Origin of the sequence: Cribrihabitans pelagius, assembly GCF_048820915.1 — a bacterium.
GTDB lineage: Bacteria > Pseudomonadota > Alphaproteobacteria > Rhodobacterales > Rhodobacteraceae > Cribrihabitans_A > Cribrihabitans_A pelagius.
The window spans coordinates 30,290-43,546 of the sequence record NZ_JBMERR010000015.1 but is presented as its reverse complement, the minus strand read 5'-3'; the positions used below and the strand labels follow the sequence as shown (position 1 = coordinate 43,546).

The following is a 13,257-nucleotide window of genomic DNA, read 5'->3' as shown; positions in this document are numbered from 1 at the left end:
CCTGGCGGCCTTGGGCCGGGCGCCGCTGCGCGGCGCAGGGCAGGGCGGCTATGGCGCTGTGTCAAGAGCGCGCGGTACTGGCCCGGGCAGGGCCGCGGCGGCCGCACTGCTGAAAGGGCGCGCGGACCGTCAGGCGGTCTTTCGGGCGGCGCCTGCAAAGGTCTGGCGCACCCCGGGCAAAGGCGCTGGCGTACGGTAACGGCATCGCCGCAAAGAGAAAAAAAAACGGGGCGCATGTCATGCGCCCCGCCCGGTTTCCGGTATTTGCCTTCGGGCAGCGCCCGGGGCCGCCTTATCGGGCCCGCTGCTTCTGGCCGCGGCGGGCGCCGCTGTGCGCACTGCCGGGAGCCTGGCCCTGGGCGCGGGGCTTGCCGCCGCCGCTGCCGGCTTTGCCGCCACGGCCGCCGCCGCCGCCACCCCGGCGGCGCGGGCCGCCGCGGCGGCCGGAGGGTTTGCCCTCGGGCGCATCCGGATCCGGCATCGCCTCCCAGGGGCGTCCCGAGGCAACCGGGATCGAGATCTTCATCACTTTCTGGATCGCCTTCAGCTCGTCCATCTCGTCCGGTGCGCAGAGCGCCACTGCGGCGCCGTCCTTGCCCGCACGCGCGGTGCGGCCGATGCGGTGCACATAGGCGTCCGGCACATTCGGCAGCTCGAAGTTGTAGACGTGTTTCACATCCGGAATATCCAGCCCGCGCGCTGCCACGTCGGTGGCCACCAGCACCTTGATGTCGCCGGTCTTAAAGGCCGAGAGCGCGCGTTCGCGCTGTCCTTGCGACTTGTTGCCGTGGATCGCGGCGGCGGCAAAGCCGGCCTTATCCAGCGTCTTCATCAGCTTTTCCATGCCCCACTTGGTGCGGCCGAAAACCAGTGCGCGCTCGTCGCGGTGGCCGTCCAGCAGCTCCTTGAGCAGGTTCAGCTTTTCCGCCTTGGCGATGAAATGCACCGACTGGGTGACCTTGTCGGCGGCCTTGCCCGGGGGCGAGACCTCGACCCGGACCGGGCTTTGCAGGTAGCTGGCCGCGATCTCGTTCATCTGCTTGGGCATGGTGGCCGAGAACAGCATGGTCTGGCGTTCGGCAGGCAGCAGCGCCGCAATCTTGCGCAGCGTGTGGATGAAGCCGAGGTCCAGCATCTGGTCGGCCTCGTCCAGCACCAGGAAGTCGCAGGAGCCGAGATCCAGCGCGCCGCGGTCGAGAATGTCGATCAGCCGGCCCGGGGTGGCGACCAGGATGTCGGTGCCCTTGGCGATGCGGGCAATCTGCGGGTTGATGGAAACGCCGCCCACCACCAGCCCCACTTTCATCGGGGTGTTCTCGGTCAGCCCTTTCAGGGTGTCGGCGATCTGGTTGGCCAGCTCGCGGGTCGGCGCCAGCACCAGGCCGCGCACGGTCTTGGCGGCGGGCTTGCGGCCATATTGCAGCATCTGCGCGATCAGCGGCACGCCAAAGGCGGCGGTCTTGCCGGTGCCGGTCTGCGCCAGCCCCAGCACGTCCTTGCCGTTCAGCGCATGCGGAATCGCGCGGGACTGGATCGGGGTCGGATCGTTGAGGCCCATTTCTGCAAGCCGGGCGAGGAGCTTGTCGGGAAGCCCCATGGTCGAAAATTCGGTCACGTATGTCCTTTCACGGCCCTGCTTTGTGCACGGGCCGGTGTCCGCTGCGTATCAGCGGTATCTTGCGGGGCAGGGACCTCGGGCGGGCGCTGGCCGGATGCCAGGCCGCTGGCCTCTGCAGATCCCCACGCGTGATTTTGGGAATGGCGGCATATCACTAGACCCCGGAAATGGCGTGCTGCGCCTGGCGCGGCTCCGGTGCGGTCTCTGCTCACGCGGCAGGGAGGGATGCCTGTGAGCCCAAATGGCGGTGCGGCGCGCATTTGTCAAGCGTCCGGGCCGATCCAGGTTGACGCGGGCCGGGAAAACCCGGTTTGCGCGGCCCGCCACATCCAGTAAAGAGGGAGCCCAGAAAAACGAGAGGACCAGGATGGGCGAGTCGATCATCTCCCGCTGCGAGGACAAGGGCTTGCGGATGACCGGCCAGCGCCGGGTGATCGCCCGCGTGCTGCAGGACAGCGACGACCATCCGGACGTGGAGGAGCTCTACGCCCGGGCCAGCGCGCTGGATGCGGCAATCTCGATTGCCACGGTGTACCGGACGGTGAAACTGTTCGAGGAGGCGGGCATCCTGGAGCGGCTGGAGTTCGGCGACGGGCGCGCCCGCTACGAAGACGCCGACCGCGAGCATCACGACCACCTGATCGACATGAATTCGGGCGAGGTGATCGAATTCTGCGACCCGGAGATCGAGGAACTGCAGGAAAAGATCGCCCGCAAGCTGGGCTACGAGCTGCGCGGCCACAAGCTGGAGCTTTACGGCGTGCCGCGCAAGCCGGAGTGAGGCGGCAGTAAACCGTTTTCTCGCAAAGAAAACGGCCCGGAAAACGGATGTTTTCCGTACCGGAATTTTTCTGAAAATTCCGGCTGCCGCGGCAGCCGGAGTCTCGCGGTCTATCACGAACAATGATGACAGGGCGCACGGAAATTCGCGGGCCGGTGCCGCAAACGCAGTTGCCCGCGCCTGCCCTTCTGTGTTCCTTGGCCGCGGGACCCGCCAGCAAAGGACAACCGCCATGAATAACCTCAACGGCATCCTGATGGTGATCGCCGCCATGGCCTTCTTCACGCTGGAGGACATGTTCATAAAGCAGCTCTCCGGCGCGCTGCCGGTGGGGCAGATTCTGATCTGCCTCGGCACCGGCTGCGCGCTGGTGATGGCGCTGCTGGCGCGGGCGCAGGGGCACCGGCTGCTGGCGCCGCGGGCCTGGCGGGCGCGGCCGGTGCTGCGGGCCAGCACCGAGGCCATCTCGGCCGTCTCTTTTGCCTCGGCGCTGGCCCTGGCCGATATCTCGGTGGTTGCGGCGGTGTTTCAGGCGACACCCCTGGTGATCACCATGGGGGCCGCATTGTTCCTGGGCGAACAGGTCGGCTGGCGCCGCTGGCTGGCGATCTGCATAGGCTTTGCCGGGGTCTTGCTGATCATCCGCCCCGGGCTCGACAGTTTCGAGCCGGCCGCGCTCCTGGTGGTGGTGGCGGTGCTGGGCGTCGCCGCCCGCGACCTGATGACACGGGTAATGGACAGCGCCGTTCCTTCCTCGGTGGTGAGCTTTCAGGCCTTCCTCGCGGTGATCCCGGCGGGCGCGCTGCTGCTGTGGCTGACGCCGGGGGAGGCGCAGTCGCTGACGGGCGGGCAATGGGCGATGGTCGCGGGCGGGGTGCTGTTCGGGGTGATGGGCTATTACGGCATCGTCACCGCGATGCGCATCGGCGATGCCTCGGCAGTGACGCCGTTCCGCTATTCGCGGCTTGTGTTTTCGATCCTCGCGGGCGTCATCGTCTTCGGCGAGCGGCCCGACGCCCTGACGCTGGCGGGGGCGGCGCTGATCATCGGCTCCGGCCTCTATACCTTCCTGCGCGAACGCCGCTTGGCGCGCGGCGCGCGCCGCGCGGCGCTGGCGGCGGCCTGAGCCCTGCTGCAAGGCCGGGGATGCGCGCGGGGATCTGCCGCATGTTGGCGCAAACAGGCTTCTGTTAACCCTAACCTGCCGGATTAAGGCGTGTTAGCGGTAACGATCAGAGTTTACTTTTTGACCGGCGCTGCTATGACGCTGACAGGCCACCGCGCCACCTCAAGGCCCAAACCAAGGACGGACAGATGAGCACCATTATCGACATTCACGCCCGCGAAATCCTGGACAGCCGGGGCAACCCGACGGTCGAGGTCGATGTGATCCTGGAAGACGGCACGATGGGCCGCGCTGCCGTGCCCTCGGGCGCTTCGACCGGCGCATACGAGGCGGTGGAAAAGCGCGACGGCGACAAATCCCGCTACATGGGCAAAGGGGTTCTGGAAGCCGTTGCCGCGGTGAATGGCGAGATCGCCGAGGAGCTCGTCGGCTTTGACGCCTGCGAGCAGGTCGCCGTCGACCGCGCGATGATCGAGCTGGACGGCACCGACAACAAGGGCCGCCTGGGCGCCAACGCCATTCTGGGTGTGTCGATGGCGGTGGCCAAGGCTGCGGCCGATTTCACCACCCAGCCGCTTTACCGCTACATCGGCGGCACCTCGGCCCGCGTGCTGCCGGTGCCGATGATGAACATCATCAACGGCGGCGAGCATGCCGACAACCCGATCGACATTCAGGAATTCATGATCATGCCGGTGGCGGCGGAGAACATCCGCGACGCGGTGCGCATGGGCTCGGAAGTCTTCCACACGCTGAAGAAGGAGCTCTCGGCCGCGGGGCTTTCCACCGGCATCGGCGACGAGGGCGGCTTTGCCCCCAACATCGCCTCCACCCGCGAGGCGCTGGACTTCGTTCTGAAGTCGATCGAAAAGGCCGGCTACAAGCCTGGCGAGGAGATCTATCTGGCGCTCGATTGCGCGGCGACCGAGTACTACAAGGACGGCAAATACGTGCTGTCGGGCGAGGGCAAGACCCTGACCAGCGAAGAGAATGTCGCCTATCTTGCGGCGCTGGTGAAGGATTACCCGATCATCTCCATCGAAGACGGCATGGGCGAGGATGACTGGGACGGCTGGAAGGCCCTCACGGACGAGCTGGGCAGCAAGGTGCAGCTGGTGGGCGACGACCTCTTCGTGACCAACCCGGCCCGTCTGGCTGACGGCATCCAGCGCGGCTGCGCCAACTCCATGCTGGTGAAGGTGAACCAGATCGGCACCCTGACGGAGACCCTGCAGGCCGTCGAAATGGCGCACCGCGCGCGCTACACCAACGTGATGAGCCACCGCTCCGGCGAGACCGAGGACGCCACCATTGCCGATCTCGCCGTCGCCACCAACTGCGGCCAGATCAAGACGGGCTCGCTGGCGCGCTCCGACCGGCTGGCGAAATACAACCAGCTGATCCGCATCGAGGAAGCGCTGGGTGAAGTGGCCGAATATGCGGGCCGCTCGATCCTGAAGGGCTGAGCGCCGACGGCTCTGCCGCTTCGCAGTCCCAAAGCCCTTCGGCGCTGCGGCCGGGGGGCTTTTCTTTGGGCGAGCCTTGCCGCGGTCCGCGAGCTTCCGCCCGCAGCAAAACAGCGCGGAGAAGCGTTTCTGGCACAGCTGCGTCAAATCTCGGCTGCGCAACCGCATCTGAGTGTGCTGCAACGCGGGGCAGGGCCGGCAGTCCGCCCCGCATTGCGGCGCGCCCCTCGCGGCGGTGATTTGGCCAGGCTGGGTGCTCCCTTGCGGGGGAACACGGATCCGGCCGGCAGAAATTGCCAGCCGCACCTTTCCGGATCGCGCCCGCTCGCGCCGGCAATGCGCGGCTCACCGCTCCGGGGCGGCGGCGGTGTTCCTCATGACGGACAGGCACCGGGTTGGTTCCGGTCCCTTTCTTACGCTTTATGCCAGCTGCCACTCCCTCCCGATCCCTTTCAGCAGGCACGGCTCTGTGCACGGCGCCCGCCTATGTGGCCCGGTTCACAGACGTGTGATGGAATTTGTGATAATTTAATGCACGCGGCGCTTTTGCAGCTGCGGGAAAGGGGAAACGGCCATGATACCGCATAATCTGCGCACAATGGTCCGGACAGTAGCGCTCTGCGCGGTCCTTGCAGCCTTGTCGGGATGCAGCAGCACGGGATCCTATCCAATGAGCGGCCATTCGGCCGCGCCGGACGATCCGGTGGCGCAACTTTCCTACATGGGGTTCATGCCCCTTCCGGACGTCTGAGCCCGAATACGGGCCCAGTGCCGGAACAGACGGCGCCCTGGCCGGGGCAGGGCGCCGCTTTTCTTGTCAGAGGCGGGGCATTCCCCGCCATGCCTCAGCAGGCGGCAGTGTAATAGGTGCCGTCGCCGCGCGCATAGGCGCACTGCTGTGTCTGGTTGTTCTGCGCCACCACGGTGCCGGCTGCGGCGCCGCCCAGGGCGGCGATCAGGCGCCAGTCGTCATCGGCCTCCAGCACATCGGCGGCAATCAGGCCAGCGGCGGCGCCGCCTGCGACACCGGCCACGGTGCGCTGCTCGGGAGTGAGGTTGGTGCAGGCGCCCAGGCCCAGGATGGCGGTGCAGGCGATTGCGGGAATCAAACGGGTGGTCATCATTGTTCTCCTAGTTGTCACTGTCCGGGCGGCGGCCGGGGACCGCGGCCGCGGCTGAGAGAGGAACGCAGGCCGCGCGGCGAAGGTTCCCGTGAAAAGCGGCGCGGATCAAAACTGTGCGGAGGTCTGCTCAAGCGCGGGACGGCGCGCCGCCGGACCGTGGCCATTCAGCCGCGGGTCCGCGCGTGTCGTCTGGAGGCCAGGCCCGCGCACGTGGACTGCACGTGGACTGCACGTGGGCTAGAGGCGCTTGGTCATCAGCACGTGATCCTCGCGCGGCTCGAAGCGAGTGCGGGCATAGAGCCGCTGCGCGCTCTCATTTCTGCGGTCAGCCTCCAGATGCAGCGCCCGCACCCCGGCGCCCGCCAGCGATTTCGGCAGCGTGGTCAGCACTTCGGTGGCAATGCCGCGGCCGCGCACGGCGGGGCGGATGAACAGCTCGTCCACAAAGCCGTCGAGCCCGCCAAAGGCCACCGACCAGCCGAAAGTCACCGCAATGTAGCCGATCGGCGCGCGGGTCGGGCCGATCAGGTAGATGGCGCCATACGGGTGGCCGTCGAGCAGCGGCTCGACCCCGGCGCGGCGGTCTTCTTCGGTGCTGGCAATGCCGGTCTCGGCGTGGAAGGCCGCGACCAGCGCCAGCACCTTGTCCAGATGCTCGGGCCGGGCCAGATGCAGGGCTGCGCTCATAGCCGTGCCAGCCGCTCGGTCAGCAGCTTGAAAAATCCGTCCGCATCCGCATCGCCGATAAACAGCGCATTGGGCACCCGGTCCGTGACCCCCCACCAGTCCGCTACGGTCATGCCGAGGGTCAGCTCGGAAGAGGTTTCGATCTCCACGTTGATATGGCGGCCGCTGAACAGCTCGGGGCGGATCAGATAGGCCACGGTGCAGGGATCATGCAGCGGCGCCCCGGCACTGCCGTATTTGGCGACGTCGAAACGCTCGAAGAAGCCGAGCATATCCGCGGTGAAGGTGGCGGCCCTGGTGCCAAGCGCGCGGATCGCCGCGACACGGTCGCGGGTGGCCAGCACCTTGTGGGTGACATCGAGCGGCATCACGGTGAGCGGCACCCCGGATTTGAACACGGTTTCGGCCGCTTCCGGATCGACGTAGATGTTGAACTCCGCCGCCGGCGTGATGTTGCCGACCTCGAAATAGGCGCCGCCCATCAGCACGATCTCCTGCACCCGTTCGATCACGTCGGGGGCGCGGTTGAAGGCGGCGGCAATATTCGTGAGCGGGCCGATCGGGCAGAGGGTGACGCTGCCCGCAGGCTCGTCGCGCAACGTGTCGATGATGAAATCCACGCCATGGCCGCCGGCAAGCGGCATTTGCGGCTCCCAGAGGTCCGGCCCGTCCAGCCCGGTCTTGCCATGCACATGCTCGGCGGTGACCAGCGGCCGCTCCAGCGGCGCCTTGCAGCCCGCGAAGACCTTCACATCCGGACGCCCCGCCGCCTCGCAGACCAGCCGCGCGTTGACCGCGGTGCGCGCCAGCGGCACGTTGCCCGCGACGCAGGTGATGCCGAGGAGGTCGATCTCCTCCGGGCTGGCGAGCGCCAGCAGGATGGCGACGGCATCGTCCTGGCCCGGGTCGGTGTCGATGATGATCTTGCGTGGGCTCATGGCTTGGTTCCGGCTTTAGAGAGCCGGACAGTCGCAGGCGCGGCATCGAATGTCCAGCCGCGGCGCGCGGGGCGGGCGGCGGAGTTATGAGTATTTGGGCAAAGAAGAATAGGGGCGGGGCAGAGCAGAAGCCGCCACATTGCGCCGCTGGTGGCGGAGGTTTGAGTACTTATGGCAAGATGACAGGAGGGCGGGGGCGGACGGCGCCCGCAAGAGGGCGGGGGCGGACGGCGCCCGCAAGACGCCGTGTCAGGCTTGCCGCGGCGCGGGGCAGCGGGCGCCTTAGCGGCGCTCCTCTGTCTTTACCGCGTCCCAGAGCGCGTCCATTTCAGCCAGGTCGCTGTCCCTGGGGGTCTTGCCGCGGGCGGCGAGTTTTGTCTCCACGCCCTCGAAACGGCGGGTGAACTTCGCGTTGGCGCGGCGCAGGGCCGCCTCGGGCTCGACGCCGAGGTGGCGGCCGAGGTTCGCCATCACGAAGAGCAGGTCACCGAATTCTTCCTCGACCTCGGTTTGCGAAAGCGTGTCGCGCGCCTCCACCAGCTCGGCGCATTCCTCGCATATCTTGGCGATCACATTGTCTGCCGAGGGCCAGTCGAAACCCACACGGGCGGCGCGTTTCTGCAGCTTGAAGGCGCGCAGAAGCGCGGGCAGCCCGAGGGCGACGCCGTCGAGCGTGCCCCTCTGCGCCTGGCTCGCACGCTCGGCCGCCTTGATCGCTTCCCAGTCCCGGCTCTGCTCCTCGGCGGACTTGTCGCGGGACTCCTCGCCGAAGACATGCGGGTGGCGGGCGACCATTTTGCCAGACATGGTGGCGACCACATCCTGGAAGGTGAAATGCCCGGCCTCGGCCGCCATCTGGGCATGGAAGACCGATTGGAACAAGAGATCGCCCAACTCGCCCTTCAGCTCGTCCCAGGCCTCGCGCTCGATCGCATCGGCAACTTCATACGCCTCTTCAATGGTATAGGGCGCGATGCTGGCGAAATCCTGCTCCACGTCCCAAGGGCAGCCGGTTTGCGGATCGCGCAAGCGCTGCATGATTTCCAGGAGCCGTTCGATGCCGGCGGTTTCGTCGTGGATCAGATCGGTTTGAGGCATTGCGGCCCTGCTTGCTTCGGTGTCAGATGCATCATCGCGAGTCTTACACAGGAGTCCAGCCCATGCCGGTCGTGAACCGAATTGCCGATTACGCCGAGGAAATGACGGCCTGGCGGCGGCATCTGCACCAGATCCCCGAGCTGGCGCTGGAGCTGCCCAGGACCGCGGCCTTCGTGGCGGAGCGGCTGCGGGAGTTCGGTGTGGACGAGCTGCACGAGGGGATCGCGACCAGCGGCATGGTGGCGATCATCAACGGCCAGGGGAATGAAGCCGGAGAGGGCCCCACCATTGGCCTGCGCGCCGACATGGACGCGCTGCCGATGAGCGAGGAGACCGGCGCCGAGTACGCTTCGCAGCATCCCGGCGCCATGCATGCCTGCGGCCATGACGGCCATACCACGATGCTGCTGGGCGCGGCCAAGTACCTGGCCGAGACGCGCAACTTCAAGGGGCGCGTGGCGCTGATCTTCCAGCCCGCCGAGGAGGCCATCGGCGGCGCCCGCATCATGGTGGAAGAGGGCATCATGGAGCGTTTCGGCATCGGCGAGGTCTATGCGCTGCACAATGCGCCGGGGATGGCCGAGGGCAGTTTCCTGACCACGCCGGGGGCGCTGATGGCGGCGGTCGATACTTTCCACATTCACATTCAGGGCCAGGGCGGCCATGGCGCCATGCCGCATGAGACCCGCGACCCGGTGATGGCGGCTTGCGGCATCGCGCAGGCGATCCAGACCATCGTCAGCCGCAACCACCACACGCTGGAGGATCTGGTGGTCTCGGTCACCCAGATCCACACCGGCACGGTGGACAATGTGATCCCCGGCACTGCCTATATCAACGGCACCGTGCGCACCTTCAATCCGCAGGTGCAGCAGATGGTGATGCGCCGCATGAAGGAGATCGTCGCGGGGCAGGCCGCGAGCTACGGCGTGACGGCGGAGCTGGACTATGAGGTCGGATACCCGGCCACCATCAACGATGCCGGCAAGACCACGTTCGCGGTCGGCGTGGCACGTGAGATCGCGGGCGAGGGTAACGTCGAGCCGGAGGGCGGCCGCGAGATGGGGGCGGAGGATTTCGCCTATATGCTGGAAGCGCGCCCCGGCGCCTACCTGTTCCTCGGCCAGGGCGAGAGCGCCGGGCTGCATCATCCGAAATACGATTTCAACGATGCGGTGGCACCGGTGGGGGCCTCCTTCTTTGCCCGGCTGGTGGAGCGCGCGCAGCCGGTGACCTGAGCCGGACGCGGACCCCGGGACAAAGCCCCCCGAGGCTGGCGGACCGGACCGCAGCCGCAGGGCGGCCACAGGAGAGCCGCAAGCGGGCGGCGGGAGTGGTGACAAGCCGCCCGGCGCCGGCTATTCGAAACCGCAAGGATCATCCGATATCAGAACAGGGGCAGACGCCGCATGGCACTGGAAGACGCCAAGACCCAGGTCGATCAGGCCTTCACCCGCGCGGACCTGAAAGGTCTGAGCTTCGAGAACACCTTTGGCGGGGCGGCCTCCTTCGCGCGCCGCCGCTACACCAAGGACCTGAGCGCTGCCGACATCGCCGTCACTGGCGTGCCCTTCGACCAGGCGGTGACCAACCGCCCCGGCACAAGGCTCGGGCCGCGCGCAATCCGCGAGGCGTCGCTGCTGCAGAGCCCGGATGCGCCTTATGGGTGGGGCTACGACCCTCTGAGCGAGCTGGCAATTGCCGATTATGGCGACCTGGCCTTCGACTATGCCGATGTGTCGGCCTTCCCGGCAGCCCTGACGGCGCATATCCGCGGCATCCTCGGCAGCGGCACCGCCTCGGTCACGCTGGGCGGCGATCACTACATCAGCTTCCCGATCCTGAAAGCCTACGCCGAGAAGTACGGGCCCATCTCGCTGGTGCAGTTCGATGCCCATACCGACACCTGGGCGGATGACGATTTCTCCCGCGTCGATCACGGCACTATGTTCTACAAGGCAGTGAAGTCGGGGATCGTCGACCCCAAGACCTCGGTTCAGGTGGGCATCCGCACCACCAACGAGGACACGCTGGGCGTCTCCGTCATCGACGCGCCCGAAGTGCACGAGATCGGGCCTGCGGAGACCGCGCGGCGCATCCGCGGCATCGTCGGCGACCGCCCGGCCTATCTCACCTTCGACATCGACTGCCTGGACCCGGCGTTCGCGCCCGGCACCGGCACCCCGGTCTGGGGCGGGCTCACTTCGGCGCAGGCGGCGCGCATCCTGCGCGATCTGGCCGGGCTCGATTTCAAGGGCGGCGATGTGGTTGAGGTCTCGCCGCCCTTCGACACCACCGGCGCCACCGCGATTGCGGGCGCCCATGTGGCGATGAACATCCTCTGCCTGCTGGGCTGGAACATGAGACGCAATGACTGAGTTCAACCAGCCGATCAGCGGCAACGACCTGGCGCGGTTTTCCGGACCCAACACCTTCATGCGGCTGCCGCAGGCGACCTCGCTCGACGGGATCGACGTGGCGGTGCTGGGCATTCCGATGGATATCGGCACCTCCTGGCGCTCCGGCACCCGCTTCGGCCCCAAGCAGATCCGCGCCGAAAGCGCGATGCTCAGGCCTTACAACATGGCCTCGGGGGCGGCGCCCTTCGACAGCCTGAACGTGGCGGATATCGGCGATCTGGCGATCAACACGTTTTCGCTTAAGGACTCGCTGCGCATCATCGAGGACAGCTATGACGCTATCCTCGACAGCGATGCGGTGCCGGTGGCGATGGGCGGCGATCACTCGATCACCCTGCCGATCCTGCGCGCCATCGCCCGCAAATACGGCCCCGTGGCGCTGGTGCATGTGGATGCCCACGCCGATGTCAACGACGAGATGTTCGGCGAGAAGGAGACCCACGGCACCGTCTTCCGCCGCGCTTTCGAGGAAGGGCTGATCGTCCCCGACAAGACATATCAGATCGGCATCCGGGGCACCGGTTATGCCGCCACCGACTTCACCGAGGCGCAGGGCTGGGGGTTTCAGCACTTCCCGGTGCAGGAGCTGTGGAACCGCTCGCTCAGCGGCATGGGTGCGGAAATTCGCCGCGATATCGGCAATAGGCCGGTCTATGTGAGCTATGATATCGATAGTCTCGACCCGGCTTTTGCGCCGGGTACCGGCACGCCGGAGATCGGCGGGCTGACCACGCCGCAGGCGTTGGAGCTGATCCGGGCGCTCCGGGGGGTGAACATCGTGGGCTGCGACCTGGTCGAGGTCTCGCCGCCCTACGATCCCTCGGGCAATACCGCCCTGGTGGCGGCCAATCTGCTCTACGAGCTGTTGTGCGTGCTGCCGGGGGTGAAGACACGATAAGCGGGGAGGCCGCCCGGGCAGGGGGCTGCGCCTGCACAGGGAGGAGGCAAGGGTGACCTTGAGACGGCAATGGGGCGGCTGATGCTTCTGGCTTGGCTGCTGGTGGCGGCTCTGGTGGTGGGCCTCGGCTTCGTGCGGCTGGCGCCAAGCGATCCGCTGGACTGGAACACCCAGCCCGAATTCAGCGAGGACAAGGAGTTCCGCGGCGGCGTGTTCCGGGTGGTGCGCACCGGGCCGGACGGGCTGGAGCGCTTCCACCGCATCGCCACCGCCGCACCGCGTACCTCTGTGCTGGCGGGCGGGCCGCAGGACGGCATGGCGACCTATATCACCCGCACCCAGGTGCTGGGGCTGCCCGATTATACCACCGCCAGGCAGGACGGCGAGCTGTTGAAGGTCTACGCCCGGCTGCGTTTCGGCCGCTCCGACCTTGGCGCCAACAAGGCGCGCATCAACCGCTGGCTGGGCCGGATGGAACGCGCCGGGGCTCAGGCGGAAGCGCCGGACTAACCCTCGGGGCGGGGGAGGCCGGCCGGCCCCGCAACGCGGCCCCGGTCCATCTGGGGGGAGCGCTCCCGCCCGCCCAGCGGCATTTCAAGGAAATCCCCCGGCGGTTGGGCTTTGCGCCGCGCCTTCTGCGCGGCGCAAAGCCGCTTCACAGCGGCTTGGCTGCCTCCGGCAGCGTCTGGCGCCGAACCATCAACCGAAGGCGGTCACAGCCGCGTCAGAGCGGCGGCGGAGCGCGCAGCGCGCTGAAGTTCCGCGGCGAGCTCAGCGCGGCCGACAGGCAGCTCTCCCGCACCTCGCGCCACATCGGCACGTTCAGCGACATCTGGCACTGGGCGAGGTACTGGCGACCGTCCACCGACAGGCAGCGCATCTCGCCAAGCTCGACCCGGGCGCCGGTCTTGTCGGTGCAGTAGCAGTCGATGGTCTTGCCGCTCTGTGCGGTCAGCTCGGCGCCCGCACCGCCCGCGAACGCCAGCAGGACCGCTGCCAAGAGCGCGCGACCAAGGCGTGCGCCGGTCCCCCGGCCCCCCGCCCGCCGCCGGCGGCAAAGACGGGCACTTGTATGGAGGGCACAGGAATGATGGGCACTGG

At 67.4% G+C, this 13,257-nt stretch carries 13 protein-coding genes; 7 read left to right on the top strand and 6 right to left on the bottom strand.

The genetic code is table 11. The features are described 5' to 3' along the window. Nucleotides 1-292: 292 nt before the first annotated feature. Nucleotides 293-1,615, bottom strand: a complete 1,323-nt coding sequence (locus ACOHX0_RS14095) for a DEAD/DEAH box helicase (RefSeq protein WP_420677560.1) — start codon at nt 1,613-1,615, stop codon at nt 293-295. A 370-nt stretch (nt 1,616-1,985) separates the two neighbouring features. Between ACOHX0_RS14095 and ACOHX0_RS14090 the strand changes: the two genes are divergently transcribed. From ACOHX0_RS14090 to eno, 3 genes are all read left to right on the top strand, one after another. Continuing rightward, nucleotides 1,986-2,399, top strand: coding sequence for a Fur family transcriptional regulator (locus tag ACOHX0_RS14090; RefSeq protein WP_420677558.1), 414 nt, complete (start codon nt 1,986-1,988; stop codon nt 2,397-2,399). A 232-nt stretch (nt 2,400-2,631) separates the two neighbouring features. Beyond that, nucleotides 2,632-3,525: a DMT family transporter gene (locus ACOHX0_RS14085; RefSeq protein WP_420677557.1), complete on the top strand. Its 894-nt coding sequence runs from the start codon at nt 2,632-2,634 to the stop codon at nt 3,523-3,525. A gap of 188 nt (nt 3,526-3,713) precedes the next feature. Continuing rightward, entirely contained in the window at nt 3,714-4,991 is a 1,278-nt protein-coding gene (eno, locus tag ACOHX0_RS14080) for a phosphopyruvate hydratase (RefSeq protein ID WP_420677555.1), read from the top strand. A gap of 845 nt (nt 4,992-5,836) precedes the next feature. On the opposite strand, the gene ACOHX0_RS14075 is transcribed toward eno, so the two are convergent. The 4 genes from ACOHX0_RS14075 to mazG all read right to left on the bottom strand — a co-directional run bounded on the left by ACOHX0_RS14075 (nt 5,837) and on the right by mazG (nt 8,838). Further along, the gene (locus tag ACOHX0_RS14075; RefSeq protein ID WP_420677554.1) at nt 5,837-6,112 is read right to left on the bottom strand and encodes a glycine zipper 2TM domain-containing protein; all 276 of its coding nucleotides are present in this window, start codon (nt 6,110-6,112) and stop codon (nt 5,837-5,839) included. A gap of 240 nt (nt 6,113-6,352) precedes the next feature. Further along, nucleotides 6,353-6,802, bottom strand: coding sequence for a GNAT family N-acetyltransferase (locus tag ACOHX0_RS14070; protein WP_420677553.1), 450 nt, complete (start codon nt 6,800-6,802; stop codon nt 6,353-6,355). Continuing rightward, the gene (locus ACOHX0_RS14065; protein ID WP_420677552.1) at nt 6,799-7,740 is read right to left on the bottom strand and encodes a nucleoside hydrolase; all 942 of its coding nucleotides are present in this window, start codon (nt 7,738-7,740) and stop codon (nt 6,799-6,801) included. The genes ACOHX0_RS14070 and ACOHX0_RS14065 overlap by 4 nt, the downstream gene beginning before the upstream one ends. Nucleotides 7,741-8,022: 282 nt before the next feature. Further along, on the bottom strand, nt 8,023-8,838 hold the full coding sequence (mazG, locus tag ACOHX0_RS14060; protein WP_420677550.1) for a nucleoside triphosphate pyrophosphohydrolase: 816 nt from the start codon (nt 8,836-8,838) through the stop codon (nt 8,023-8,025). 62 nt (nt 8,839-8,900) lie between these two features. Here mazG and ACOHX0_RS14055 point away from each other — a divergent pair, with 62 nt between their 5' ends. The 4 genes from ACOHX0_RS14055 (at nt 8,901) to ACOHX0_RS14040 (ending at nt 12,666) form a co-directional block, all read left to right on the top strand. Then, nucleotides 8,901-10,076, top strand: a complete 1,176-nt coding sequence (locus tag ACOHX0_RS14055) for a M20 aminoacylase family protein (RefSeq protein ID WP_420677549.1) — start codon at nt 8,901-8,903, stop codon at nt 10,074-10,076. A 171-nt stretch (nt 10,077-10,247) separates the two neighbouring features. Beyond that, on the top strand, nt 10,248-11,216 hold the full coding sequence (gene speB / locus ACOHX0_RS14050; protein ID WP_420677548.1) for an agmatinase: 969 nt from the start codon (nt 10,248-10,250) through the stop codon (nt 11,214-11,216). After that, nucleotides 11,209-12,156, top strand: coding sequence for an agmatinase (gene speB / locus ACOHX0_RS14045; RefSeq protein ID WP_420677546.1), 948 nt, complete (start codon nt 11,209-11,211; stop codon nt 12,154-12,156). The genes speB (ACOHX0_RS14050) and speB (ACOHX0_RS14045) overlap by 8 nt, the downstream gene beginning before the upstream one ends. 69 nt (nt 12,157-12,225) lie before the next feature. Then, nucleotides 12,226-12,666: a DUF1499 domain-containing protein gene (locus ACOHX0_RS14040; protein ID WP_420677545.1), complete on the top strand. Its 441-nt coding sequence runs from the start codon at nt 12,226-12,228 to the stop codon at nt 12,664-12,666. Nucleotides 12,667-12,880: 214 nt separating this feature from the next. On the opposite strand, the gene ACOHX0_RS14035 is transcribed toward ACOHX0_RS14040, so the two are convergent. After that, the gene (locus ACOHX0_RS14035; RefSeq protein ID WP_420677543.1) at nt 12,881-13,156 is read right to left on the bottom strand and encodes a hypothetical protein; all 276 of its coding nucleotides are present in this window, start codon (nt 13,154-13,156) and stop codon (nt 12,881-12,883) included. Nucleotides 13,157-13,257: the final 101 nt, after the last annotated feature.